The 23,331-nt window shown below is 64.5% G+C and carries 22 protein-coding genes; 8 read left to right on the top strand and 14 right to left on the bottom strand.

The genetic code is table 11. From position 1 onward, the window contains the following. Nucleotides 1-16: 16 nt before the first annotated feature. From XH80_RS33525 to XH80_RS33480, 10 genes are all read right to left on the bottom strand, one after another. Nucleotides 17-1,003: a tripartite tricarboxylate transporter substrate binding protein gene (locus XH80_RS33525; protein WP_271602286.1), complete on the bottom strand. Its 987-nt coding sequence runs from the start codon at nt 1,001-1,003 to the stop codon at nt 17-19. Between the two features lie 117 nt (nt 1,004-1,120). Further along, nucleotides 1,121-1,894 carry an RsiV family protein gene (locus tag XH80_RS33520; RefSeq protein WP_271602354.1) on the bottom strand — a complete coding sequence of 258 codons (774 nt, stop codon included), beginning with the start codon at nt 1,892-1,894 and terminating at the stop codon, nt 1,121-1,123. Between the two features lie 19 nt (nt 1,895-1,913). Beyond that, nucleotides 1,914-4,070 carry a methylmalonyl-CoA mutase gene (scpA, locus tag XH80_RS33515; RefSeq protein WP_271602353.1) on the bottom strand — a complete coding sequence of 719 codons (2,157 nt, stop codon included), beginning with the start codon at nt 4,068-4,070 and terminating at the stop codon, nt 1,914-1,916. A 17-nt stretch (nt 4,071-4,087) separates the two neighbouring features. Beyond that, complete coding sequence (locus XH80_RS33510) at nt 4,088-4,552, bottom strand: GFA family protein (RefSeq protein WP_220003799.1); 465 nt, start codon at nt 4,550-4,552, stop codon at nt 4,088-4,090. Continuing rightward, complete coding sequence (locus XH80_RS33505) at nt 4,549-6,420, bottom strand: methylmalonyl-CoA mutase subunit beta (RefSeq protein ID WP_271602285.1); 1,872 nt, start codon at nt 6,418-6,420, stop codon at nt 4,549-4,551. The genes XH80_RS33510 and XH80_RS33505 overlap by 4 nt, the downstream gene beginning before the upstream one ends. Before the next feature lie 81 nt (nt 6,421-6,501). Beyond that, nucleotides 6,502-6,993: a 2-amino-4-hydroxy-6-hydroxymethyldihydropteridine diphosphokinase gene (gene folK, locus XH80_RS33500; protein WP_271602284.1), complete on the bottom strand. Its 492-nt coding sequence runs from the start codon at nt 6,991-6,993 to the stop codon at nt 6,502-6,504. Nucleotide 6,994: 1 nt separating this feature from the next. After that, nucleotides 6,995-7,363: a dihydroneopterin aldolase gene (gene folB, locus XH80_RS33495; protein WP_057753033.1), complete on the bottom strand. Its 369-nt coding sequence runs from the start codon at nt 7,361-7,363 to the stop codon at nt 6,995-6,997. Then, a complete protein-coding gene (gene folP, locus XH80_RS33490; protein ID WP_271602352.1) occupies nt 7,360-8,220 on the bottom strand; it encodes a dihydropteroate synthase in 861 nt (286 codons plus the stop codon). Before folP ends, folB begins: the two co-directional genes overlap by 4 nt. Before the next feature lie 253 nt (nt 8,221-8,473). Next, a complete protein-coding gene (locus XH80_RS33485) occupies nt 8,474-8,881 on the bottom strand; it encodes a DUF4332 domain-containing protein (protein ID WP_057753035.1) in 408 nt (135 codons plus the stop codon). 23 nt (nt 8,882-8,904) lie between these two features. Further along, the gene (locus XH80_RS33480; RefSeq protein WP_057753036.1) at nt 8,905-9,270 is read right to left on the bottom strand and encodes a hypothetical protein; all 366 of its coding nucleotides are present in this window, start codon (nt 9,268-9,270) and stop codon (nt 8,905-8,907) included. Between the two features lie 356 nt (nt 9,271-9,626). Here XH80_RS33480 and XH80_RS33475 point away from each other — a divergent pair, with 356 nt between their 5' ends. From XH80_RS33475 to XH80_RS33465, 3 genes are all read left to right on the top strand, one after another. After that, nucleotides 9,627-11,246: a helicase HerA-like domain-containing protein gene (locus tag XH80_RS33475; RefSeq protein ID WP_271602283.1), complete on the top strand. Its 1,620-nt coding sequence runs from the start codon at nt 9,627-9,629 to the stop codon at nt 11,244-11,246. 135 nt (nt 11,247-11,381) lie between these two features. After that, nucleotides 11,382-12,710, top strand: a complete 1,329-nt coding sequence (locus tag XH80_RS33470) for a glycosyltransferase family 87 protein (protein WP_271602282.1) — start codon at nt 11,382-11,384, stop codon at nt 12,708-12,710. A gap of 26 nt (nt 12,711-12,736) precedes the next feature. Continuing rightward, nucleotides 12,737-14,131 carry a M20/M25/M40 family metallo-hydrolase gene (locus XH80_RS33465; RefSeq protein ID WP_271602281.1) on the top strand — a complete coding sequence of 465 codons (1,395 nt, stop codon included), beginning with the start codon at nt 12,737-12,739 and terminating at the stop codon, nt 14,129-14,131. 226 nt (nt 14,132-14,357) lie between these two features. Here XH80_RS33465 and XH80_RS33460 read toward each other — a convergent pair whose 3' ends face one another. Together XH80_RS33460 and XH80_RS33455 are read right to left on the bottom strand one after the other, a co-directional pair. Beyond that, a complete protein-coding gene (locus XH80_RS33460; protein WP_057753040.1) occupies nt 14,358-15,137 on the bottom strand; it encodes a class II aldolase/adducin family protein in 780 nt (259 codons plus the stop codon). Between the two features lie 180 nt (nt 15,138-15,317). Then, nucleotides 15,318-16,967 carry a glycosyltransferase family 39 protein gene (locus tag XH80_RS33455; protein WP_271602280.1) on the bottom strand — a complete coding sequence of 550 codons (1,650 nt, stop codon included), beginning with the start codon at nt 16,965-16,967 and terminating at the stop codon, nt 15,318-15,320. Nucleotides 16,968-17,278: 311 nt separating this feature from the next. On the opposite strand from XH80_RS33455, the gene XH80_RS33450 reads away from it, so the two are divergent. Both XH80_RS33450 and XH80_RS33445 read left to right on the top strand, forming a co-directional pair. Further along, the gene (locus XH80_RS33450; protein WP_271602279.1) at nt 17,279-18,205 is read left to right on the top strand and encodes a DUF308 domain-containing protein; all 927 of its coding nucleotides are present in this window, start codon (nt 17,279-17,281) and stop codon (nt 18,203-18,205) included. 163 nt (nt 18,206-18,368) lie between these two features. Continuing rightward, nucleotides 18,369-18,785 carry a MucR family transcriptional regulator gene (locus tag XH80_RS33445; RefSeq protein WP_057753042.1) on the top strand — a complete coding sequence of 139 codons (417 nt, stop codon included), beginning with the start codon at nt 18,369-18,371 and terminating at the stop codon, nt 18,783-18,785. A gap of 137 nt (nt 18,786-18,922) precedes the next feature. Here the strand turns inward: XH80_RS33445 and XH80_RS33440 are convergent, their stop codons facing one another. Both XH80_RS33440 and XH80_RS33435 read right to left on the bottom strand, forming a co-directional pair. Beyond that, nucleotides 18,923-19,351: a SufE family protein gene (locus XH80_RS33440; protein WP_057753043.1), complete on the bottom strand. Its 429-nt coding sequence runs from the start codon at nt 19,349-19,351 to the stop codon at nt 18,923-18,925. 69 nt (nt 19,352-19,420) lie between these two features. Continuing rightward, entirely contained in the window at nt 19,421-19,858 is a 438-nt protein-coding gene (locus tag XH80_RS33435; protein WP_271602278.1) for a DUF5330 domain-containing protein, read from the bottom strand. 408 nt (nt 19,859-20,266) lie between these two features. Between XH80_RS33435 and XH80_RS33430 the strand changes: the two genes are divergently transcribed. The 3 genes from XH80_RS33430 to XH80_RS33420 all read left to right on the top strand — a co-directional run bounded on the left by XH80_RS33430 (nt 20,267) and on the right by XH80_RS33420 (nt 23,234). Continuing rightward, a complete protein-coding gene (locus tag XH80_RS33430) occupies nt 20,267-22,108 on the top strand; it encodes a PAS domain-containing sensor histidine kinase (RefSeq protein WP_271602277.1) in 1,842 nt (613 codons plus the stop codon). Then, the gene (locus tag XH80_RS33425; protein WP_271602276.1) at nt 22,101-22,826 is read left to right on the top strand and encodes a peptidoglycan-binding protein; all 726 of its coding nucleotides are present in this window, start codon (nt 22,101-22,103) and stop codon (nt 22,824-22,826) included. The genes XH80_RS33430 and XH80_RS33425 overlap by 8 nt, the downstream gene beginning before the upstream one ends. A gap of 63 nt (nt 22,827-22,889) precedes the next feature. After that, nucleotides 22,890-23,234: a DUF1491 family protein gene (locus tag XH80_RS33420; RefSeq protein WP_271602275.1), complete on the top strand. Its 345-nt coding sequence runs from the start codon at nt 22,890-22,892 to the stop codon at nt 23,232-23,234. The last annotated feature ends 97 nt before the right edge of the window (nt 23,235-23,331 follow it).

Below are 23,331 nucleotides of genomic sequence, written 5' to 3'. Positions count from 1 at the left end.
GCAGGCGAGAGCCCCCTCAGGCCTTGGCAAAGCCGGCGGCCCTCATGGCCTGGCCCATCTGGCTGTCAGCCTCTTCCATGAAGGTTTTGAAATCGCTTGCATCCCGCCACACGCTGCCAAAGCCACGCCTGGTCATGAAGTCTTTGAATGCGGAGGAGTCGTACACCGTCTTCAAAGCTGCGGTCAGCCTGGTTGCGATCTCCGCAGACAGACCCCTGGGACCACCGATGCCGCGCCATGAGCTGGTGGAATAGTCGACGCCGAGCGCCTCCTTCAGCGTCGGGACGTCAGGAAAGCTCGGGTTGCGCGCGTGCGCCATGATCGCGAGGCTCCGGGCCTGGCCGGCCTCGATGGTCGCATGTGCCTCCGGCAACGAGCAGGTGGTGAAATCGACGCTGCCTGCGACGAGGTCCTGCATGGCCGGTGCTGCACCATTCGACGCCGACCAGGTGACCTGATTCGTCGGCAACCCCATCGCCTGCATCCAGCCGACGAGCGCGAGATGCCAGATGCCGCCTTGTCCGGTGCCCGACGCCTTGAACCGTCCCGGTGGCGCCAATCTGATGGCGTCCACGAGCTCCTTGACTGTCCTGTACGGCGAGGAGGCGGCAACCTGGATGCCTGGCGAATCTTCGTTCATCAGCGCCAGCGGCATGAAGTTCCGCGGCGCTAGATGCGTCACGGCCTGCCAATGCAGCATCGCGATTTCCACGGTCAGCATGCCGATGGTGTAGCCATCCGGCGGCGCCGTTGCGATCTCGGCATGGCCGACGACGCCGGATCCGCCGGTGCGGTTCACGACATTGAACGGCTGGCCGAGCTCCTTCTCGAGCAGCGTCGCGATGAAGCGCGCGGTCGCATCCGTGCCGCCACCCGCTCCCCAGGGCACGATCACGGTGACCGGCCGCGCGGGATAGGCTTGCGCGCGCGCAGGCGAGAGGAGCGCGGATGTAGCTGCGGCTACTGAAGAGGCCGCGAAAACGCGGCGCGTAATTCCTGGCATTGACGTTCCCGGCATCGCCCTCGGGAATCGGGCTCGCGTCATCGCAACATGCTACGCAGCTTTGCGCGGATGTCGCAAGCGGCAGCCCCGTGCCGCCGTGTGCAACGGGTTCCGTTGCTATTGTTGTTCGTCGGCATCGGCCTTTGGCCGTGCGCCGCCGAAGATGCGTACGCCTTCCGCCGTGAGATAGGGCTTCAACGTCTCCCACGGAACGAAGGCGACATATTGGCCCTCGGCGTAGGGGCCGACGGCATAGGGCGGGTAGTGGAAGGTCAGGCCGGAACTCTTGCCTGTCTCCGTCGATGGCGCCAGCGTCACGGCGCCGATCTTGAGCAGGCTCGGCTCAAGGCCCTTGAACCATTCCTCGGTCGCGGTCTCGCCGCTGTCGCGCTTCTTCTTCTCGATCTTCAGCGAGGCGATCACGGCTTGCACCATCGCCTTCATGGTCGCGCCAATGTCGGCGGTTTCGGTGAAGAACGGGCGGATCGAGATGCGCTTATTCTCGAATTTGTCCCACAGGATCGTGTTCACGTCCGAATTGGGATGGGCGCCATGGGTGTCCATGTAGTCGTCGCGCAGGATGCTGACATAGCGATCGGCAACCACAGAGCGGGTCGAATATTTGCGCTCGAAATCCCAGCCGCCGTCCTTGAAGAATTGCGGCTCCTGCTTGCGTGAGGCCGCGGCGTCGCCTGCGTTCTTGTCGAGCCACTTCTTGCCTTCGGCCAGGCAATCGGCTGCGAGCGGCGCGTCGGCCTTGATCCTGTCGTCGAGCAAGACGCGTGCGTCGATGCTCTTGTTCTTGACCGCGGCGTCGGGCTTGGGATCGGCGGCGAGGGCGGAAAACGCACATGTTGCGCTCAGCGCCAGGGCGACGCTCAAACCGGTCATGAACTTCAAGGATGCGCTCCTACTCCGCCGCCTCGCTATGCCCGAGCCGGGCATTGAGCTTGCGGATCAGCTCCTCGGCCGCCTCTGCGATCACGGTGCCCGGCGGGAAGATGGCCTCGGCGCCGGCCGCATAGAGCGCCTCGTAGTCCTGCGGCGGCACCACGCCGCCGACGATGATCATGATGTCCTCTCGACCCTGCTTCTTCAGCGCGGCCTTGAGTTCAGGCACGGCAGTGAGGTGAGCGGCTGCGAGCGAGGAGACGCCAAGGATGTGGACGTCGTTCTCGACCGCCTGCCGTGCGGCCTCGTCGGCGGTGGCAAACAGCGGTCCGATGTCGACGTCGAATCCGATATCGGCAAAGGCAGACGCTATCACCTTCTGGCCGCGGTCGTGCCCGTCCTGGCCGATCTTGGCGACGAGGATGCGCGGGCGGCGGCCTTCGGCCTCCTCGAAAGCGTCGATCAGCGCCTGAACCTTCTCGACCTGGTTGCCCATGCTGGACGCCTCCCGCTTGTAGACGCCGGTGATCGATTTGATCTCGGCGCGGTGCCGGCCGAACACCTTTTCCATCGCGTCCGAAATTTCGCCGACGGTCGCCTTGGCCCGCGCAGCATCGATGGCGAGCGCGAGCAGGTTGCCGTTGCCTTCGCCGGCCGAGCGCGTGATCGCGGCGAGCGCGGCGTCGACGTCCTTCTGGTTGCGCTCGGATTTCAGCCGCGTCAGCTTGTCGATCTGGAGCCGGCGCACGTTGGTGTTGTCGACCTTCAAAATCTCGATCGGCGCCTCGTCGGTCGGCTTGTACTTGTTGACGCCGATCACCGCCTGCTTGCCGGCATCGATGCGGGCTTGCGTCTTGGCGGAGGCTTCCTCGATGCGCAGCTTGGGCAGGCCGGCCTCGATCGCCTTGGCCATGCCGCCGAGCTCCTCGACCTCCTGGATGTGGCCCCACGCTTTCGCCGCGAGGTCACGGGTCAGGCGCTCGACATAATAGGAGCCGCCCCAGGGATCGATGATGCGGGTGGTGCCGCTCTCCTGCTGCAGGAAGAGCTGGGTGTTGCGGGCGATCCGCGCCGAGAAATCGGTCGGCAGCGCCAAAGCCTCATCGAGCGCATTGGTGTGCAGCGACTGGGTGTGGCCCTGGGTCGCCGCCATCGCCTCCACCGTTGTGCGCATCACGTTGTTGAAGACATCCTGCGCGGTCAGCGACCAGCCGGATGTTTGCGAATGCGTGCGCAGCGACAGCGAGCGCGGGTCCTTCGGATTGAAGGGCTTCAAGAGCTTCGCCCAGAGCAGGCGCGCGGCGCGCAGCTTGGCCACCTCCATGAAGAAGTTCATGCCGATCGCCCAGAAGAACGACAGCCGCGGCGCGAAGCGGTCGACGTCGAGACCGGCGGCAAGCCCGGCGCGTAGATATTCGACGCCGTCGGCGAGCGTATAGGCAAGCTCGAGATCCTGCGTCGCGCCGGCCTCCTGCATGTGATAGCCGGAGATGGAAATAGAGTTGTACTTCGGCATTTTCTGCGAGGTGTACGCAAAAATGTCCGAGATGATCCGCATCGAGGGCGCGGGCGGATAGATGTAGGTGTTGCGCACCATGAACTCTTTCAGAATGTCGTTCTGAATGGTGCCTGAGAGTTTTTCCGGCGGAACGCCCTGTTCCTCGGCGGCCGCGACATAGAGCGCGAGGATCGGCAGCACCGCGCCGTTCATGGTCATGGACACGCTCATCTGGTCGAGCGGAATCCCTGCGAACAGCGTGCGCATATCGTAGATGGAATCGATCGCAACGCCGGCCATGCCGACGTCGCCGCCGACGCGCGGATGATCTGAGTCATAGCCGCGATGGGTGGCGAGATCGAAGGCCACCGAGAGGCCCTTCTGCCCGGCTGCGAGATTACGGCGATAAAACGCGTTGGAATCCTCCGCCGTGGAGAAGCCGGCATATTGCCTGATGGTCCAGGGCTGGTTGACATACATGGTCGGGTAGGGGCCGCGCAGGAACGGCGCGATGCCCGGATAGGTCTCGAGGAAGTCGAGCCCGGCGAGATCGGCCTCGCCATAAACAGGCTTTACCAGGATGCCCTCGGGCGTCAGCCACGGCTCGGCGCTGCCTGATGGCGCGGCGGCAGCGGTTCGCTCGAACGCGATATCGGCGAAATTGGGAATGCGGCTCATGGCTTCAACCATATCATTCAATCATGATCCGGATGCTGATGGCTGACGATGGTCGCCATCTTCTCCGGCCCGTAATTCTGCTGCGTGGTCTGGCTCGGCAGGTTCGAGATTCCGACGACCCAGCCGAGGCGGGACTCGGTTCCGTACTGTCGGGTCGGCACCAGCCGGTCAGGCCGGTCGAACGCGCCGGTCATGATCTCGATGCGCGGACCATCGATGCGACGGAAGCTCAGCGGCGTGCCGCAGGCCGCACAAAAGTCGCGCATCGCAATCGTGGAGGATTGGAACGCGGCCGGCGTGCCCTTGGTCCAGGCGAAGTCCGTGCGGTTGATGTCGGCAAAGGAAGCAAACGGCGCGCCGCTCGCCTTCTGGCACATCCGGCAGTGACAGATCGACACCTTGTTGGGTGTTGCCGAAATCGCAAAGCGCACCGCGCCGCATTGGCAGCCGCCGGTGAGAACGGGTTTGCTCGCGTCGGTCATGCCAACTCCATCACAACATAAGCCTCTTGCAGCGTCGCCAGCGCATCGCCCCCGGCAAATACGAAGCCCGTGACACCGGCCGCGCGCAATCTCGCCTCCGCCTCGGCCGGACGGCCTGCCAGATAGATATGTCGCGCGCCCGCCGATTGCAGGGCCTTTGCCGCGGCTTCGGCGCGTTCCGCATAGACCTTGTCGCTGGAACAAAGGCAGGCGAGCGCCGCGCCCGAAGCCCTGAAGGCCGCAGCGAGCTTGGCCGGATCGGCGAAACCTTCGCTGTCGATGGCCTGGATACCGCCTGCCTCGAAGAAGCTTTTTGCGAATGTCGCACGTGCCGTAAAATCGGCGGGGGTGCCGAGATTGGCCAGGAATACGCTGGGCCGAGATCCGCGCGCCTTCAACGTCGCGTCGGATTTGTCGCGCAGCGCCTCGAACGGCTGCGCCAGGCGAATCGGCGCAAGCGCATCGAACTTGTATTTGGCCTCGCCATAGGGCGGCAGCACGATGGGCGTCGCCTTCAGCACCGCGGTCTCGCTTTCATGCAGGTTCGGAAACTCGCTGGCGCCGGTCAGCACGTCGCGGCGCCTGGCGATGTTGGCCTCGCGCGCCTTGCGCGTTGCTGCGACCTTGCCCTGGAACAGGCCCTGCTGAAGTGCGGCAAAGGCGCCGCCCGCCTTTTCGCTCTCCTGAAACAGCGCCCAGGCGGCCTCGCAGAGCTGCGCCGTGAGCGTCTCGATGCCGCCGGATCCGGCCGCGGGATCGCTGACCTTGGCGAGGTTGCTTTCTTCGAGCAGCAGAAGCTGGGTATTGCGCGCGACGCGCCGCGCGAACGGATCGGGCAGCCCGAGCGCCAGCGTATGCGGCAGCACCGTGATCGCATTGGCGCCTGCAAGCCCGGCTGCGAAGGTCGCGATGGTCGCGCGCAGCATGTTCACATAGGGGTCGCGCTGCGTCAGCATGCGCCAGGCCGTATCGGCGGCAATGAACAGCGGCTTCGGCGTCAGGCCGCAGGCGGCCTCGACGCGCGCCCAGAGCAGTCGCAGCGCGCGGAACTTCGCCATGGTCAGGAACTGGTCGGCATCCGCGGTGAGCCGCGCGTAGACCATGCCTTGCGCCTGCTCCAGCGGAACGCCGGCCCCTTCAATCGCGCGCAGATAGGCTAATCCGCAGGCGAGCACGAAGGCCAGCTCCTGGACCTCGGAGCCGCCGGCATCATGGATCACACGGCCATCAGCGGATGCAAATGGTCCCTTGAAGCCGAGCGCTGCGAGGCCCTTGATGCCGCCGGTGACGGCAGGAGTGATCTGTTCCCATGTGTAAGGGCTGTGACCCCACACTGCGCAGGCCGCAAGCGGATCGAGCCCGAAGCGGATGTCGCAGGCGGCGGGATCGATGCCATTGCTCTTCACATATTCCGCGACATGGATCGCAGCCATCCGCGATTCCGGGCCGACCTGAAGCTCGAGGCCGATGCCGGCGTCGAGGTGAATGTCTTTCAGCACCTTTGCGACCGCATCGGCCGAAGGTTCCAGGCCGAAGCCGTGACTGCCATTGCCGCTGGCGAACACCAGAGAGAGGCCCGTGGCGCCGTTCTCCAGATCGGTCAGTGCCTGCGCGTTTGCTGCAAGCGCATCGGGATGATCGATCCGCTGCATGATCTGCCAGGGCGCGGCCGCCGGCCGTCCCGCCACCGGCGCTGCCCCCCTCGCGCGCGGATAAAGCGGCTCGATCTTGAGGCCGTCATAGGTCTTGCCGACCAGCTTCTCGAACGGCGCGCCCTTCAGCACGCCGTCGACCAGCTTGCGCCAGTCCGCGTCCGTCGCCTTGGGAAAATCGGCGGCCAGCGGCAGATCGTCAGTCACGGAGGTCATAAGGACAAGGGCTCCCGAACATCTCGACATGCGCAGGCGAATTTGCCACGGCGGCCCGCTCCTGCAAACGGTCGATTTTGGTTAACCGGTATCCGGAAGCTGCTCAATGCCTTGCGTCGAGACGCTGGCGAGGGCATCACGCACGCGAATGCCCGAGATCACGCGCTCCGGTGCGATCTCGGCCAGCGGCACCAGCACGAAAGCGCGCTCGAACAGGCGCGGATGCGGCAGGGTCAGGTCGGGCTTGTTCATCGACACATCGTCATAGGCGATCATGTCGAGATCGAGCGTGCGCGGGCCCCAGCGCCGATCCTGGTCGCGCGTACGGCCGAATTTCTGCTCGACTTTCTGCATCACGAACAGCAGCGCGTGCGGATCGAGACCGGTCTCGATCTCGACGCAGGCATTGACGAAGGGATCCTGGTTCTCGTCGCCCCAGGGCGGCGTCGCATAGTCCGAAGAGCGGGCGATCACCGTGGCCTGCGCCATGCCGCAGATATGGGCGATCGCCTTTTTGAATGTCGTGCGGACATCGCCGACATTGCCGCCGAGCGCGATCAGCACGCTCGCCATATCAGTGATGCCGCGAGCGCGTCAGCATGACGCCGACATCGTCGAAGATCGCCGCGATCGGCGCATGTGGCTTGTGCACGGTGATCTTCACCGCGCGGATGCGCGGAAAGTGCGACAGGATGGCATCGGCGACCGCACCGGCCGCGCGTTCCAGCAACTTGTAATTGGTATTCTTGAACGCCGCCGTCGTCGTCGCCACCACGTCGGCATAGGAGACGGTATCGACCAGGCGGTCGCTGCGCGAAGGCTCCGACAAATCGGTGTAGAGCTCGAGGTCGATGACAAAGCGCTGGCCGACTTCGGTTTCGTGATCCAGCACGCCGTGGCGCGCATGGATCGACAGGCCGGTGACGAAGATCGTATCGGTCATAGCTTGCTCTCGATTGCGTTGGCGACCCGCAGGGCCTGCAAGGTCTCGGCGACGTCATGGGTCCGGATGATCTTCGCCCCCTTCTGCGCGGCAATCAGATGCGCGGCGATCGAGCCGGCCAGCCGCTCTTTCGGCTCCGACGGCGACACCGAGGCGATGAAACGCTTGCGCGAGGCGCCGACCAGGATCGGCAGACCGAACATCTCGAGCTCGCGCAAGCGCGCCAACGCGATCATGCTTTGCTCGGCGGTCTTGCCGAAGCCGATGCCGGGATCGAGCACGATCTTGTCCCGCGCGATGCCGGCCTTCGCGGCAATGTCCAGCGAGCGCATGAAGAACGCCTTCATATCAGCAACGATGTCGATGGCGGAATCGACGCTCTCGCGGTTGTGCATGACGATGACAGGGACGCCTCTTGCGGCCAGCAGCGGCGCCATGCCGGCGTCGCGCTGCAGGCCCCAGACATCGTTGGCGATGGCGACACCCTGGTCGAGCGCAAAGGCGACAACCTCCGCCTTCATGCTGTCGATCGAAACGGGCACGCCGAGTGCAACGATGTCTGCCAGCACCGGCTTCAGCCGGGCCAGCTCGTCCGCGGCCGTCACCGGCTGCGCACCCTTGTAGGGCCGGGTGGATTCGGCGCCGATATCGATGATGTCGACGCCATCGGCGATCATTGCCCGCGCCCGCGCCCGCGCCTGATCCGGTGCGATGAAATCGCCGCCATCGGAGAAGGAGTCGGGCGTCACGTTGAGCACGCCCATCACCGCCGGCAGCGGCCGGCCCACGAGCGTCCGCAGCACATCTGGCCCGGCCGAGCCGGCCGGCGGGACGGATGGGGAGGGCGAGGCATTCATGCGCGTGGCTTTGCGCGGTCGGGCAGGGGGAGTCAAGACCACCCTTCCTGTCATTGCCCGCGGAGGCGGGCAATCCAGTATTCCGAGGCCGTGCCATGAGGCGGAGCAGCTGCGGCGTACTGGATACCCTGCTTGCCGCCTGCGCTAAGGCTTCGGCGCGCCCAAGACTGAAACCTCGGCGAAGCCTTGGCGTAGCCGGGTCGCGGGGTATGACACCGAGGGCTAGCGCTGCAGATCGTATGTCGAGAGAGAGCTAATACGTGATCTTCGGCGGCAGCTTCCTGGCCTTGGCGATGATGTCGCCGACCGACTTCTCGGAAGGCAGGATGCGGACAAGCTTCTTGCGGTCGTTGGCTTCGCGCATGCTTTGCGCCAATCTTGCCGGATTCCGATAGGCGAGCTCGCGCACCGTGGTGACGCCGGCGGCGCGGACCAGGCCCACCTTGGCCCTGCCCATGCCGGGAATACGCATGTAGTCGGAGACGTTGGCCCACTCCAGCAGCTGCTGCTCGCTGATGCCGGTCTTGGCCGAGAGCGCCTTGCGGCCCTTGGCGGTGCTTGCGGCTTCCAGCAGTGCGTCGGTGGTGCGGATACCCTGCGCCTTCAACTTGTTGGCGGCAAAGGCCGGCAGGCTCTCAATCTCGGAGATCGGATATGTCATGATACTCGGTATAAAAGCGTCGCTCAGGCGAACTGGCTGAGGCCCGGCGTCCCCGCGATGATCTTGCCCATCTGATCCGCTCCGATTTTGTCTCGGCCGAAGCGGAAAAGTTCACGGGCAATGGTCTGGATGTCGGACATGCCAAGCCCGAGGCCCATCAGGCGCGTGCCGACCGCCATCAGGCCGCCGCCCATCAGCCGCGACAGCCCGCCGCCGCTCCTGGACGCCTCGATCGCTCCTTCCGCACCAGGGATCTGGTCGATCAGGGCCTGCACGCTGTCGGAAGGACCTTCACTGCGGAGGAATCCCAGAATAATGCCGACGGTCTTTTCAGCGACAGCACTATCTATGCTGGCGTTTGTCGCCAGCCGTCCGATCAGCTCGTCCATATTGACCCGCCCCTCAGCCGGTTCACATGCCGGAGATTATTTTCGAAAAGTGATCTTGAGCCCGTGCGATGTGAAATACAAGCAATGAACGCATGCAACATCCCGATTCACTCTCGAAGACAGGAGAAGTGTTGCAGCAATGCAAGAGCGGAGACGAAATTCACGAAAAATCGCCGCGGATCGATGCGCGCGCCCGACTTTTGGCGCCCGCCGCGCGCGGAGTCTCCGACGATGTCGCATGTCGACGGCGCCCTGAAAGGTTTCAATCGACGTGCGACATGCGTTAAACTGCGGAACTGGCGGGTTCGAGTTTTCGATACGCGAAACCAACGATAAAACCGACAATAGAGAGTGTGATGACGGCGCAGGACAACAAGCTCGGCGATACCGACGACAAGATTTTCGTCGGCAAGGGAGACGAGCTGGCCTGGCTGACGCTGGCGCTCGCCAATCGCCACGGCCTCGTCACAGGAGCCACCGGAACCGGCAAGACGGTGACGCTGCAAGTGATGGCGGAAGGATTTGCGCGGGCCGGTGTTCCGGTGTTCGCAGCCGACATCAAGGGCGACCTCTCCGGCATCTCCGAGGTCGGGGAGGCAAAAGACTTCATCGTCAAGCGCGCCAGCGAGATGGGACTGAATTTCCAGCCTGACCAGTTCTCGACGGTGTTCTGGGACGTGTTCGGCGAGCAGGGCCATCCAGTGCGGGCCACCATTACCGAGATGGGGCCGCTGCTGCTCGCGCGCATGCTCGATCTCAACGACGTTCAGGAGGGCGTGCTCAACGTCGCCTTCCGCGTCGCCGACGACAATGGCCTTGCCCTGATCGACCTGAAGGATCTGCGGGCGTTGCTCGATGCCATCGTGCCCGACAGCGGCAAGAAGGGGCCGGAGGCGGAAGAGGATCCGCTCGCGCCGATCCGGAAAGCGGCGCAAGGGTTCGGCAACGTCACCAAGGCCACCGTCGGCACCATCCAGCGCCAGCTCCTGGTGCTGGAGAACCAGGGCGGCACCAAGTTCTTCGGCGAGCCGGCGCTGACCTTGAAGGACTTCATGAAGACCGACCGCGACGGCCGCGGCATGGTCAACATCCTCGTCGCCGACAAGTTGATGCAGAGCCCACGGCTTTACGCGACATTCCTGCTGTGGATGCTGTCAGAGCTGTTCGAGGAACTGCCCGAGGCCGGCGATCTGCCCAAGCCCAAGCTGGTGTTCTTCTTCGACGAGGCGCATCTGTTGTTCAACGATGCGCCGAAGGCGCTGATGGACAAGATCGAGCAGGTGGTCCGCCTGATCCGCTCCAAAGGCGTCGGCGTCTATTTCGTCACACAGAATCCGATCGACGTGCCCGACCGTGTGCTCGGGCAGATGGGCAACCGGGTGCAGCACGCCTTGCGCGCCTTCACACCGCGCGACCAGAAGGCGGTCGCCGCTGCCGCCCAGACCTTCCGGCCCAATCCGAAGCTCGACACCGCCAAGGTCATCATGGAGCTCGGCAAGGGTGAGGCGCTGGTGTCATTCCTCGAAGGCAATGGCACGCCGGCGATGGTGGAGCGGGTCATGATCCGGCCGCCATCGGCTCGCATCGGGCCGATCACCCCGGAAGAGCGCAAGGCGATCATGGATGCAAGCCCGCTCAAGGGCAAATACGACACCGCCGTTGATGCCGAGTCGGCCTATGAGATCATCCAGAAGCGGATCGCGGGCACCGCGGCCCCGGCCGATGGTCAGGCGGGTAGCGGTGGCGGTCTCCTCGGCCAGATCGGCTCGATCGTCGGCACCGTCTTCGGCACCAATACCGGGCGTAACCGGCTGACGACCGGCCAGCGCATCGCGCGCGACGTCACGCGCACGGTCACCGACAAGGTTGTCGGCGGCGTCGTGGCCGATCTCGGCAAATCGGTCGGCGGCCAACTCGGCGGTTCGGTCGGCCGCGCGCTGGTCCGCGGCGCGCTCGGCGGACTGCTCCGACGGTAGGCAGGCAGGGCATAGTTGAAGCGGATTTCTGGGCCGCTGCAGCTCCTCTTGCGCCTGTGAGGAGAGGGGCAGACTTGCGGCCTGTGTGTCGGTAGACATATATCGACACTCTCCCGGCCGCAGATTGAAGGCATTGTGACCACAGCCCGTTCGCCCAACAAACCCGGCGCACTCCGAGCTCTTTCGCTACGTGCGCCGCTCGACCTGCTCTTCCTGTTCTGCTGCCTGATCCTGACCGCCGATGTCCTCGGGCCGGAAATCTTCGGTCACGGCAAGACCAAGGACTATGCCCTGTGGTACTGGGCCGGGCAGCAGGTGCTGCATGGCGGCGCGCTCTATCCCAGCGACATCCGCAACCAGTTCGAGTTCATCTATCCGCCATTGCCCGCGATCCTGCTGGCGATCCCAAGCTGGTTCGGCAAGATCCCGCTCTACGTCGTGCTGTCGATCCTGAACGCCGTGGCGTGGTGGTACACTGGGATGCTCTCCAATGCGATGACCGGGGCGGACCGCAAGCCGGGCCCGTGGCTCGAAGCGCTGCCGGCACTGGTCACCGTGACCTTCGTGTTCGACATGTTCGATCTCGGTCAGCCGAACCTTGTTCTGCTGGCGATGATGCTGTGGGGCTTCCGGTTGTTACAGCATCGGCGGTCCTGGTCTGCGGGCTTCATGTTCGCGCTCGCCACCGCCATCAAGGTGTTTCCGGTCGCGGTGCTGCCTTATCTGGTCTGGCGCCGGCAATGGGCGGCGGTCGTCAGCATGCTCGCCTTCATCGGCATCCTGCTCTACGTCGTGCCTGCACCGATCCGCGGCTTCGAGCGCAATGCCGCCGAGCTCAACACCTGGTACCAGGGCATGGTCGGCTCGAGCTCGGAAAAGGGCTTTGGCCAGCGCGACGAGCAGAACTGGTCGTGGGTCAACCAGTCCATCATCGCCGTCACGCACCGCCTGGTCCGCCCGATCAACTTCAATCTGGAGGATCCCAGCAAGCCGGTGCGCACGATGAATATCATCGACGTCGACTACAAGACGGCGAACTGGATCGTGCTCGCGGTATCGGTGTTGCTCGGGTTCGGCTTCATCGCAGTGATGCCGTCACAGCGGCAACGAACGGCGCGATCGGATGCCGAGGAGCTCGGCATTCTGTTCTGCCTGATGACGGTGGCCTCGCCGCTGGCACGACAATATTACTTCATGTGGCTGTTCTTCCCGCTGACAGTGCTGATGCATCGGGCCGCCTTCGACGTCAGGCCGAAGGTGCAGCTGGGAAGCTGGCTTGCGCTTGGCGCGGCCGGCATCCTCATGCTGCTGTCGCTGCCGCCATTTCCCAATGCCATTCAGGCCTGGGGCAACAACCTTGCTGCCACGGCTATTCTCGCCGTTACGCTCGCCTGGCACATCCGGCATCCGCCTGAAGCGGCTAGCTCCGACGCTGCGGCGGAGCTAAAATCGCAGCCATCTTGAGACTCCAACAAGCGGAACATCCGACCATGGCCAATGCGCAGCTTCAATCCGTGCTCGACCACATCGACAAGGACTTCGACAACAGCCTCGAGCGCCTGTTCTCGCTGCTGCGGATCAAGTCGATTTCCGCCGATCCGGCCTATGCCGGGGATTGCAAGGCAGCAGCCGAGCATCTGGCCAAGGACATTGCGAGCCTCGGCGTCGCGACCGACGTGAGGCCGACCGCCGGCCATCCCGCTGTCGTCGGCAAGGTCAAGGCGGGCGGACGGCCGCATGTGATCTTCTACGGCCATTACGACGTGCAGCCGGTCGATCCGCTCGAGCTCTGGCACCGTCCGCCGTTCGAGCCTGCAGTCACGGATCACGCAGACGGCCGCAAGATCATCGTCGCGCGCGGCGCCGAGGACGACAAGGGTCAGGTGATGACCTTCGTCGAAGCCTGCCGCGCCTGGAAGACAGTGACGGGCTCGCTGCCGATCGACGTCACATTCCTGATCGAAGGCGAGGAAGAGGTCGGCTCCAAGAACTTCGTGCCCTTCGTCGAGGCCCACAAGGACGAATTCAAGGCCGATTACGTTCTGGTCTGCGACACCGGCATGTGGGACCCCAGCACGCCGGCGATCACCACGGCGCTGCGCGGCCTGCTCTATGAAGAGGTGAAGATCACCGCGGCCAGTCGCGATCTGCATTCCGGCGTATTCGGCGGCACCGCGATGAACCCGATCCGCGTGCTCACCAAGATCCTGGGCGGGCTGTTCGACGACGACAATCGGATCACGATTCCCGGCTTTTATGACGGCGTGAAGGATACGCCGCCGGAGATCCTGGAGCAGTGGAAGAAGCTCAACTTCACGCCCGAGACCTTTCTCAAGCCGGTCGGCCTGTCGATTCCCGCGGGCGAGAAGGGGCGCTTGATGGTCGAGCAGGCGTCCACGCGTCCGACCTGTGACGTCAACGGCATTTGGGGCGGCTATATCGGCGAGGGCTCCAAGACGGTGATCCCGTCGCATGCCTCGGCCAAGGTCTCGTTCCGACTCGTCCAGGGACAGGACCCGCAAAAGATCCGCAAGGCCTTCCGCGATTACGTCACCGCCCGGATTCCCGGCGACTGCAAGGTCGAGTTCGGCGATCATTCCGCCGCGCCCGCCGTGGCGCTTGACTGGAACATGAAGCCGCTGGCTGCGGCCAAACAAGCGCTGACCGAGGAATGGGGCAAGGAGACCGTGCTGATGGGCTCCGGCGCCTCGATCCCGATCGTCGCCGATTTCAAGCGCGCTCTTGGGCTCGACTCGCTGCTGGTCGGCTTCGGCCTCGACGATGACAACATCCACTCGCCGAACGAGAAGTACGATCTGCGCAGCTTCCAGAAGGGCATCCGCTCCTGGGCGCGGATCATCGCGGCATTGGCGGAAGTGAAGTAGGCCGAGCTGCCGTAGGGTGGGTTGCCCTGCGACTGCGCGAAGCGCAGTTGCTGGGCGTACCCCACCAACTTGGTTCGGCAGGCGTGGGTGCCTGGTGGGTTACGCCTTCGGCTAACCCAACCTACGAAGCGCCAAAATAAAAACGCCGCCCGGGATTGGACGGCGTTTCATTCTAGAACGTGCAGAGGTAGTTCGACAAAGACACTACCTCACATTCATGAAAATCTCAAGACCGGTAGCCCGGACTCTCGCGGTCGAGCTTGCGCAGCAGCGGCGGCCAGACGAGGTTGTTCGCGCGCAGTTCGGCGCGGTCGCGGTTGGCGAGCAGCTCGGTGTTCTTCTCGATCGCGATCTGCTCGACCGGATAGACTGGCGTGCCCAGCGCACGCGTGCGCACCTGCATCGAGCAGGCGCGCTCGAGATGGTACATGCGCTCGAAGGCGGAGGCGACCGAGCGGCCGACGGTCAGCGTGCCGTGATTGCGCAGCAGCATATGGTTGTGATCGCCGAGATCCTTCTGCAGCCGCGGCCGTTCGTCATGATCGAGCGCGATGCCTTCATAGTCGTGATAGGCGAGGTCGTGGGTGACGAGCTGCGCGGTCTGGTTGAGCGGCAACAGCCCTTCGGCGCTGCTCGACACCGCGGTGCCGTCGAGGGTGTGGAGATGCAGCACGCAGATGGCGTCCTCGCGCACCTCGTGGATCGCCGAATGGATGGTGAAGCCGGCCGGGTTGATGCTGTACTCGCTCTCCGAGAGCTGGTTGCCGTGCAAATCGACCTTGACCAGGCTCGAGGCCGTGATCTCGTCGAACATCAGCCCATAGGGGTTGATCAGGAAGTGATGATCAGGGCCGGGCACGCGCGCGGAGATGTGGGTGTCGACCAGATCGTCCCAGCCATACAGCGCGACGAGGCGATAGCAGGCGGCGAGATTGATCCGTTGCTGCCACTCGGCCTCCGTCATATGAGACGGCACTTCCTTCAGGCGGGCTTCCGCTGGCGACATGGCAAATCTCTCCGAACTTCGTTGTTGTGGAGAGGGAGCGTAGTCTCGGGTGAAGCCGGCAGCAAGCCGACGAAATCGCGGCAGCCAAGCGTAGCCCGCATGGAGCGGAAGCGGAATGCGGGGCCGCTGTCCCCGGATTTCGCTTCCGCTCCATCCGGGCTACGGATCCGGAGAAAACTATTACGGCGCCGGGATCGACAGCAGGCTGGAAATGCTGCGGCCGCGGATGTCGTAGACGCGGGCGAACACCACGTCGTCGCGCTTGATCTCGACCATCACGGGGGCGGTGAGTCCCTTGCAATAGAACTCGCCGAGCGTCATTGCGAAATCCGCCGCGTTGGAATCCCACCCGATGGTGAAATCAGGACCGAGCGCGACTTGCGCCGGGCGCTGCGGACCGCACACCGCGACCTTCCATTTGCGATTGCGCGGCGGGACTTCCTGGCGCTCGACCAGCTGCTCGCGCAGTTCGTCGGAGGCCTGCTTCAAGGCGAGGCCCCAATAGTCCAGCATGAAGCGGTCGTCGGCGGCGCGCACGGTACCGGCGATGTGGTTGAAGTGGGTGTATTGATAAGGATGCAGCCGGATCATCTCGGCCAGCGGCAGCGCGAGACCGAAGCAGAACAGTGCAAGCATGGCCGGTTGCCAGGCGCGATGGCTGACGCGCAGGCGCTCCATGGTCCAGGCGAAGGCGACGCCGCCAAGCACCGCCATCGGCGGGATCACGAACACGAAATGGCGGATGCCATTGTAGAGCGCCGGCCGCTTCACCATCGCGATCGCGAGCGGCAGGGTCGCCGCCAGCGTCAGCATCAAAAGGATGGTCTTGCGGCGCGCCGGAACCTCGCGGCGCGGCAGCATGGCGAAGGTGCTGAACATGGCGCCGGCCATCAACACCAGCATCACTTCGGGAAGTTGCAGGGCAAACAGCGTCGGCAGATACGACCATGGCATGTCGGGCACGGACACGATCGCGCCGTCGAACATTTCCTTCCAGGGCTTTTCGAAGAAGTGCGAGAAATAGGTCAAGGCCTCGAAGGGATTGCCGGGCTCCATGATCGACCACGGCCAGATCAGGCCCATCACGAGATAGCCCAGCACAAGGCCGGGCAGCAGGACGTAGACGACATGGGCAAAACGCCTGACAGCCTCGCGGACGCCCTCGCTGCGCAGTTCCTCCAGGAACAGGGGCACGAAGCCGATCATGGCATAGACCAGCGCGAGCCCACCGAGAATGCGCGAGCCGATCGAGAGCCCGGCTCCCAGGCCGACGATCAGGATCGTGCGCGGCGAGGGCTTTGGATATTCCTCGGCGAGCCTGACGAGGCCGAGCATCAGGATGATCATCGCCACCGCGAAGGGCGCATCCTTCGGATTCATGAACATGTGGCCATAGAAGATCGGGCAGAGCGCCAGCAGCAGCAGCGCGGCGAGGCCGGCAAGAGGTCCGCCGATGCGACGGCCGAGCCGCCACGTCACCGCAAGCCCGATCACGCCGACAACGGCGCCGACCAGGCGTCGCGTCTCGAACAGCTCGAGCGGAATGATCTTGTGCAGCAGCGCCGCGGCCATGTCGAAGCCGCCGCCATACATATAGAGATTGGCGAAGGAGAGGGCGGAGGTGTCGCTGAAGCCGGAGCCATACATGCGCAGCAGCAGGTCGGCATATTCTGCGTGGGTGTAGTCGTCCCAACCGAGCCCGTAGTCGCGGAAGGTCAAGCCTGCGATGACGGCGACGGCAGCCAGCACCAGCATGGCAAGGTCGTCACAGGTCCGTTCAACCGAGCGCCGCTGAGGCGTGTCGATCGCCGAAGTCGTAATGGATGTCATGGCAATTGGTGACCCGGAATCCCCTCGTGGCCCAGCTGGTGCGCGCGGGCCTCAACCCCGGACTCCCTATAGCGCAGTTCCATGACCAAGTAATTGGGCATTATGGCTAAATTCCTGATGCAACGCAGCAATTTCCAACTTTGGCAGCCCTTTAGAGCTAGCGGAGCATTGCTGAAGGGAATGTGAATAAGTCCCTGATATCCTTCCCTTTAGGAACAGTGGCGGCAATTTGGTCGTTGGCGTGGAACGCAGTAAGACGGTATCGTGGCGTAGCGGGTATCGCGCATGGTTGCGCGCCGGGGGTGTGTTCGATGAGTGTGGCTCTGTTGATCGCTGGGATTTTCGCCATTCTGGCGGGCCTCCTTGCGGTCGCGTTTGGCTATTCCATCAGGGATTTCAGCCTCGGCAGCACGCTCATAACGAGCGGAACGATCGGCGTCTGCTCCGGTATGCTACTGATAGGCCTCTACGTCGTGCTGCTCGAGCTACGGGCCATCGCTCGCAGGCTGGCCGGCGCAGCCGCGGCCTCGGATGTTCGCGTCAGGCCGGTGCTGCCGCCGGGCCTGGCATCGCCCAACGGGCTCGGTGCGTCTGCGCCGGAACCCGCTCCGGCAATGCGGGCTGAGCCGCCGCCATCGCCGGCCGCGCCGCCAACTCTGGCTGCGCCGCCCACTCTGGCTGCGCCGCCTTGGCAGGCCGAAGCGGCCGCGCGCCCCCGTGTCGAGCCGACGGCCGAGCCGGAAGCACCTCCGCTACCCTCAGCAGCGCCGGAAACACCGCGCAAGCGGAACCTGCTGTTCGCCTCGAGCTCGCGCAAGGAGCGCGAGCGTGCCGAGGCGAAAGCCGCCGAGAGCGCACCGCCGCAGGCATCTCCTGCCCCCGCAGAGCCCGCCGCGCCGGATGCGCCGCATGCGAGCTTCGACGATGCCTGGCCGAAGCCGGACCGCGCGCGGCCGCCGGAGCCACCGGCGGCGCGTCGTCCACCGCCGCCGCCGCCCCCGCCGCCGCGCCCGTCATCGACGTTCGAGCCGGCTGCGCCTCAACCCACCGCAGCTTCGCCTGCGTCCGAGCCGCCAGCCGAACAGCCGCAGGTGACGGTGCTGAAATCCGGCATCGTCGATGGCATGGCCTATTCGCTCTATTCCGACGGCTCGATCGAGGCGCAGATGCCCGAGGGCATGATGCGCTTTGCCTCGATCGACGAGCTGCGCGCCCATCTCGACCAGCGCGGTGGCTGAAAGTATCTCCCATTTCAAGTAAAGCCTCGCCGCTATTGTCGCCAGATCAGTAATCGGCTCATATTCGCCAGTCGTCGTATTTCGGCCAAACGTATTGTTGACAGAGAATACTTCATCGCCGCCAATGCAGCGCGACGGAGCCGGATTGGAGAGAGGTCGCGCCATGTCGGATGCCGCGGGCAAGAATTTCATCGAGCTGACGGCGAACATCGTCTCGGCCTATCTCAGCAATAACCCGACGCCTGCCGGCGAGATTCCGAACCTGATCAGCCAGGTGCACGGTGCGTTGACGCGGGTGTCGTCAGGCCGTGTCGAGGCGCCGCTCGAACCGGCAAAGCCCGCGGTGTCGCTGAAAAAGTCGATCGCGCCGGACTATCTGGTGTGTCTGGAAGACGGCAAGCGCTTCAAGTCGCTGAAGCGCCATCTGCGCACCCAGTACAGCATGACGCCGGAGCAATATCGCGAGAAATGGGGCCTGCCGGCCGACTATCCCATGGTCGCACCGAACTACGCGGTGGCCCGTTCGCAACTGGCAAAGAAGATGGGCCTGGGACAGCAGCAGCGGAAGAAGGGGAAGTAGGGCAGCGCGCTGGATCTCGTAGGGTGGGCAAAGGCGCACTTGCGCCGTGCCCACGAATTCTCTCCGTCACACGCAAATGGTGGGCACGCTCCGCTTTGCCCACCCTACGGCAGCGAACCCACCCTACGGGAGCCTCTTCAAGACGCCTCCGCCAACGCCTCTCTCGCATCGGTCTTGATCCGCTCCACCATCGAGCGCAGGCCGTTGGAGCGCTGCGGCGTCAGGTGATCGCGGAAGCCGAACTCATTGAACACGGAAATCGCATCGGTCTCGAGAATCTGCTGCGGGGTGCGGCCGGAATAAAGCGCGAGCACGATCGCGACGAGCCCGCGCACGATATGCGCGTCGCTGTCGCCGCGATACCGCAGGATCGGTGCACCACCGTCGCGTTCGACCAGCTTCTGGAGCCACACCTGGCTGACGCAGCCCTGCACCTTGTTCTCGGCCGAATGTTCCGCCTCGGGCATCGGTTCCAGGGTGCGGCCGAGCTCGATGACGTACCGGTAACGGTCGTCCCAATCGTCCAGAAGCTCGAAATTCTCGCGGATATCGTCGATCGAAGTCATTGATGGCCTGTGGTTCCCGTTCAGGCCAATATAGGCACGCGAGGCGTCGAAATCGATAGGATTCGGGGCCTAATTCGCCGTCGCCTCGGGGCCGCGCCATTCCAACGCAAGATCGTCCTGGGTCAGCGTGTCGCGAGGCGCCTCGATCGCCATGGCATCGCCTTCGCCTGCCACCGCAATCGAGCCGGTATGGTCGGGCGCCTTCTTGTCGGTCTTCTCATTCTTGTCGTTGGTGATCTGCTCCTTCTTGTCGTTGATGATCTGGTAGATTTTCTTCGCGCCGTCCTGCGCCCGCTGGCCGATGATGGTTGCGGCCTGTCCGCCGACCTCGCAGGCCGCCGGCTGGCGCTTGCAGAACTGGCTCATGTCGGAGACGGCCGCGGTCGCGGCCTGCACCGCGTCGGCAGCGCCGATGTTCGGCAGCTTGCCCGATTCGGGCGTCTTGTCCCGCGGCAGGAGCACCAGCACCAGCCCGAGCCAGAATGTGATGCGAAGCAGAAAGCGCATCTTATCGACCTGTAGTTAGATCTGGCACGCGGCGATCTCCGCGCGGCGCCAGTGACCTAGCAACTCTCGATAAATCGCAAGTGATTGCCTTGAGCTTAATTCGCAGAAAATTTACGCAAAAAACTTCGCAGGGCGAGGTCGCGTCAATTTTCGATTGATCGGCCCGTCCGTGGTGTCCCGGACCTGCACGTCCACCAATTCGAAACCATGAAGGGCAAGGCGAAACCCTGTGTTCACCATCACCGATGATGACATCGCCAAATCGCCTAAAAATCTCAACGAAAATACGGCGTCCGGCCGCGCGCCGATCCGCCTTAGCACTCGTTTAAGGTCGCTCTGACACGGTGGCTCAACGACAAGGAGGCGTTCCGGCGCGTCTTTTGACGAGTGAGCCGAAGCGCGAGACCCGTGACAGTTTTGAGTATCATCCGCGATTGTCTCGATGCACTGCTGCATCCCTCCGCGCGCTACGATGCGCTGACGCGTGCGCGGCATCGGGCCTTCATGGCGCCGCGGCTTCTTGGAAGCCTGGCCGCTTTTGCCGCATTTCCCGTTTATCTTGTCCTGCGCGGCGCGCCGAGCGCGATCGAGGTCGCGGCCCTCGCCTGGCTGATCGCGCCGATTCTGCTGTCCTGGTTCCTGTCGCGCACCGGGCGCTATGAGGGCGCCCATGTGTTGTCGTCGCTGGCGCTTGCCGGGCTGATCATGGCCATCGCGGCCACGACCGGCGGTATCGAATCCTTCGCGGCGATCTGGCTGGTCGTGGTTCCCCTGGAGGCCGCCCTGTCGGCCTCGCGCCGTGTCGCGGCCTTCGCCTCGCTGCTCGCATTGTCCTGCGCGGCCGTCCTGATCCTGCTCAGCTTGCTCGGCTGGCTGCCTTCTGGGGAGCTCAGCGGAACCCAGCGCGGCGTGATGATGGCGCTCGGCGTTGCCTCGGCGACGCTTTATGCCGCGGGCCTTGCTTTCGGCGCCGAGTCGCTTGCGCGCACCAGCGTCACGCTGCTCTCGCGCGAGGAGGAGCGCTATCGCCTGCTCGCGCGCAACATGAGCGATGTGATCTCGCGGCATCAGCGCAACGGCGCGGTGCAGTTCATCTCGCCGGCCGCGGAAGCCATGCTCGGCATGCCGGTCGCGCAACTGCTCGGCCACGGCCTGTTCGATCGCGTCCATGTCGCCGATCGTCCGGCCTATCTCACCGCGCTGTCGGACGCCGCGCGTGGCGAGGTCCGCAGCGTCGAATTCCGGCTGCGGCGCGATCCCACCGGTTCCGAGCGCGGCCAGATCGACTTCATCTGGGTCGAGATGCGCTGCCGCCCGCTCGACCAGGATCAGCGCAGGAATCCTTACGGCGACGTCACCGCCGAGCTCGAGGTCGTCGCGGTGATGCGCGACGTCACCGATCGCAAGCTGTCGGAGCAGGCGCTCGATCAGGCTCGTAGCGCGGCGGAAGCCGCCGACGCCGCCAAGACGCGCTTCCTCGCCACCATGAGCCATGAGCTGCGCACGCCGCTCAACGCCATCATCGGCTTCTCCGAGATGATCGCGCAGGAGCAGACCCTGATGCTGGCCGCAGGCCAGCGCAAGGAATATGCCGAGCTGATCAACGCCTCCGGCCAGCATCTGCTGTCGGTGGTGAACGGCATCCTCGACATGTCGAAGATGGAATCGGGCAATTTCGAGATCGCCTCCGAGCCGTTCGCGCCGCGCGCCGCGCTGATGCATTGCTGCAATCTGCTCGCGCTCAAGGCGCGCGAGAGCGGCATAGACCTCATCACCGACGCGCCGCAGGATCTGCCCGTGATGACCGGCGATCCCCGCGCTTTCAAGCAGATCGTGCTCAATCTCGTCGCCAACGCCGTCAAGTTCACCGAGCGCGGCGGCCAGGTCACGGTATCAGCGTCGGCATCGGCTTCGCAGCTGACCCTGCGCATCAGCGACACCGGCGTCGGCATCGCGCCCGACGACCTCAAGCGCATCGGCGCGCCGTTCTTCCAGTGCGGCAAGACCTATGAGCGCCGGCACGAAGGCACTGGCCTTGGGCTTTCGATCGTGAAGAGCCTGGTGGCGTTGCATCTCGGCGAATTGACGGTACAAAGCAAGCTCGGCGAGGGCACCGCCGTCACGGTCAAGCTGCCGCTCGTCTACACGCCGCCGCAAGCAAAGCCGGTGGCGAGCAAGATCGCGACGTTGACGCCGGTGCTGCGTCATGACGTTCAGGACCAACCTGCTCTGGTGAAGAAAAGTGCCTAAGAAGTCTGCCAACGACGAAGCCGCTCCGCGCCGCCGTGGCGCCAAGGCCAAGGCTGCGGTCATCGATGTCGAGACCGAGCGCAACCTCGTCTTGCGCGTGCTCTTGCATAGTCCCAAGGACACGCTGGCCGGCCTCGTCGCCGCCGCCGCCATCAGCGCTATCGTTGCCAACGCGCTGTTCCTGCAGACCGGCCGGCATCCGGCGCCGATGTTCGGCACCGTGATCAATCTTCCTGCGCCGTCGCCGGCGTCGCTCTCGAGCCCCATGCCGCGGCCGCGCCCCGTCGGCGCCGATACCTCGCCGCTCGAGCCGAAGGCGACCGAGTTTCGCGTCGAGCCCAAACCGGCCGAGAAGCCTGCCGAGAAGGCGCCGGAGAAACCCGCCGAGACGACCGCCTCGACGCCGCGCTCGGGCGATCCCATGACCAATCTGGTGATCAAGGCCACGGCACCGACGCCGGCCCCGTCCTCGGTTGCCGTCGCGCGGCCGCCGGCGCCGATCCCGCAGCAGAGCCCGGCGGCGCGTCGCCTCGCCGGCGTGCAGCGCGCGCTGTCCGAATACGGCTATGGCAATTTGAAGATCACCGGCACGATGAGCGGCGAGACCCAGTCGGCGATCCAGACCTTCGAGCGCCAGCACAAGATGCCCGTCACCGGCCAGGTGTCGGACCGCCTGCTGCGCGAGCTCGCCGCCGCGATCGGTCATCCCGTCGAATAATCGTCAGCGTTTCGCGAAGTTTGAAGGCTGGTGCCGCGCGCGGCACTCGCCTATCGTGCGTCCATGCGTTTGAAATCGAATATCTGGGTCTCAGCTTACTTGCGCCGGTGCCAGACCGAGGGCGTGTTCGGCGCGGTGCGCCATCGCGGCGCCGAGGAGGCGGGCGCGGTGTTCGTCAAGGTGTCGCTGCTGGACGGCAACGCGATGCTTTACGTGCCGGCTCCGCAGACCTCTTATGACGACGGCCGCCCGGTCGATCGCTTCTTCGTGCCGATTGCGCCACAGCCTGTGCCTGAGTCTGCCGTCGAAGAACGCCTGACCAAGGAGCTCCGCTTCGATCCGGATGCCTGGATCGTCGAGACCGAAGACCGCGCCGGGCGGCACTTTCTTGATCTGGCGAAGACCTGATCCATCCTCACCGTCATCGCGAGCGCAGCGAGGCAATCCAGAATCTTTCCGCGGAGGAATTCTGGATTGCTTCGTCGCAAGAGCTCCTCGCAATGAC

The organism is Bradyrhizobium sp. CCBAU 45384 (assembly GCF_028128665.1).
Lineage (GTDB): Bacteria > Pseudomonadota > Alphaproteobacteria > Rhizobiales > Xanthobacteraceae > Bradyrhizobium > Bradyrhizobium manausense.
The sequence above is the reverse complement of the archived record's forward strand: the minus strand, read 5'-3'. Positions and strand labels throughout refer to the sequence as shown.

Bases quoted from the DNA above. Each gene is read 5' to 3' on its own strand.
- XH80_RS33460 (WP_057753040.1), bottom strand. From the start codon at position 15,137: ATGTCGCCAGCGGAAGCCCGCCTGAAGGAAGTGCCGTCTCATATGACG.
- XH80_RS33420 (WP_271602275.1), top strand. From the start codon at position 22,890: ATGCGTTTGAAATCGAATATCTGGGTCTCAGCTTACTTGCGCCGGTGC.
- XH80_RS33445 (WP_057753042.1), top strand. From the start codon at position 18,369: ATGTCGGATGCCGCGGGCAAGAATTTCATCGAGCTGACGGCGAACATC.
- XH80_RS33485 (WP_057753035.1), bottom strand. From the start codon at position 8,881: ATGACATATCCGATCTCCGAGATTGAGAGCCTGCCGGCCTTTGCCGCC.
- XH80_RS33435 (WP_271602278.1), bottom strand. From the start codon at position 19,858: ATGCGCTTTCTGCTTCGCATCACATTCTGGCTCGGGCTGGTGCTGGTG.
- XH80_RS33525 (WP_271602286.1), bottom strand. From the start codon at position 1,003: ATGCCAGGAATTACGCGCCGCGTTTTCGCGGCCTCTTCAGTAGCCGCA.
- XH80_RS33510 (WP_220003799.1), bottom strand. From the start codon at position 4,552: ATGACCGACGCGAGCAAACCCGTTCTCACCGGCGGCTGCCAATGCGGC.
- XH80_RS33440 (WP_057753043.1), bottom strand. From the start codon at position 19,351: ATGACTTCGATCGACGATATCCGCGAGAATTTCGAGCTTCTGGACGAT.
- folP (WP_271602352.1), bottom strand. From the start codon at position 8,220: ATGAATGCCTCGCCCTCCCCATCCGTCCCGCCGGCCGGCTCGGCCGGG.
- XH80_RS33465 (WP_271602281.1), top strand. From the start codon at position 12,737: ATGGCCAATGCGCAGCTTCAATCCGTGCTCGACCACATCGACAAGGAC.
- XH80_RS33480 (WP_057753036.1), bottom strand. From the start codon at position 9,270: ATGGACGAGCTGATCGGACGGCTGGCGACAAACGCCAGCATAGATAGT.
- folB (WP_057753033.1), bottom strand. From the start codon at position 7,363: ATGACCGATACGATCTTCGTCACCGGCCTGTCGATCCATGCGCGCCAC.
- XH80_RS33475 (WP_271602283.1), top strand. From the start codon at position 9,627: ATGACGGCGCAGGACAACAAGCTCGGCGATACCGACGACAAGATTTTC.
- XH80_RS33520 (WP_271602354.1), bottom strand. From the start codon at position 1,894: ATGACCGGTTTGAGCGTCGCCCTGGCGCTGAGCGCAACATGTGCGTTT.
- XH80_RS33505 (WP_271602285.1), bottom strand. From the start codon at position 6,420: ATGACCTCCGTGACTGACGATCTGCCGCTGGCCGCCGATTTTCCCAAG.
- scpA (WP_271602353.1), bottom strand. From the start codon at position 4,070: ATGAGCCGCATTCCCAATTTCGCCGATATCGCGTTCGAGCGAACCGCT.
- folK (WP_271602284.1), bottom strand. From the start codon at position 6,993: ATGGCGAGCGTGCTGATCGCGCTCGGCGGCAATGTCGGCGATGTCCGC.
- XH80_RS33455 (WP_271602280.1), bottom strand. From the start codon at position 16,967: ATGACATCCATTACGACTTCGGCGATCGACACGCCTCAGCGGCGCTCG.
- XH80_RS33450 (WP_271602279.1), top strand. From the start codon at position 17,279: ATGAGTGTGGCTCTGTTGATCGCTGGGATTTTCGCCATTCTGGCGGGC.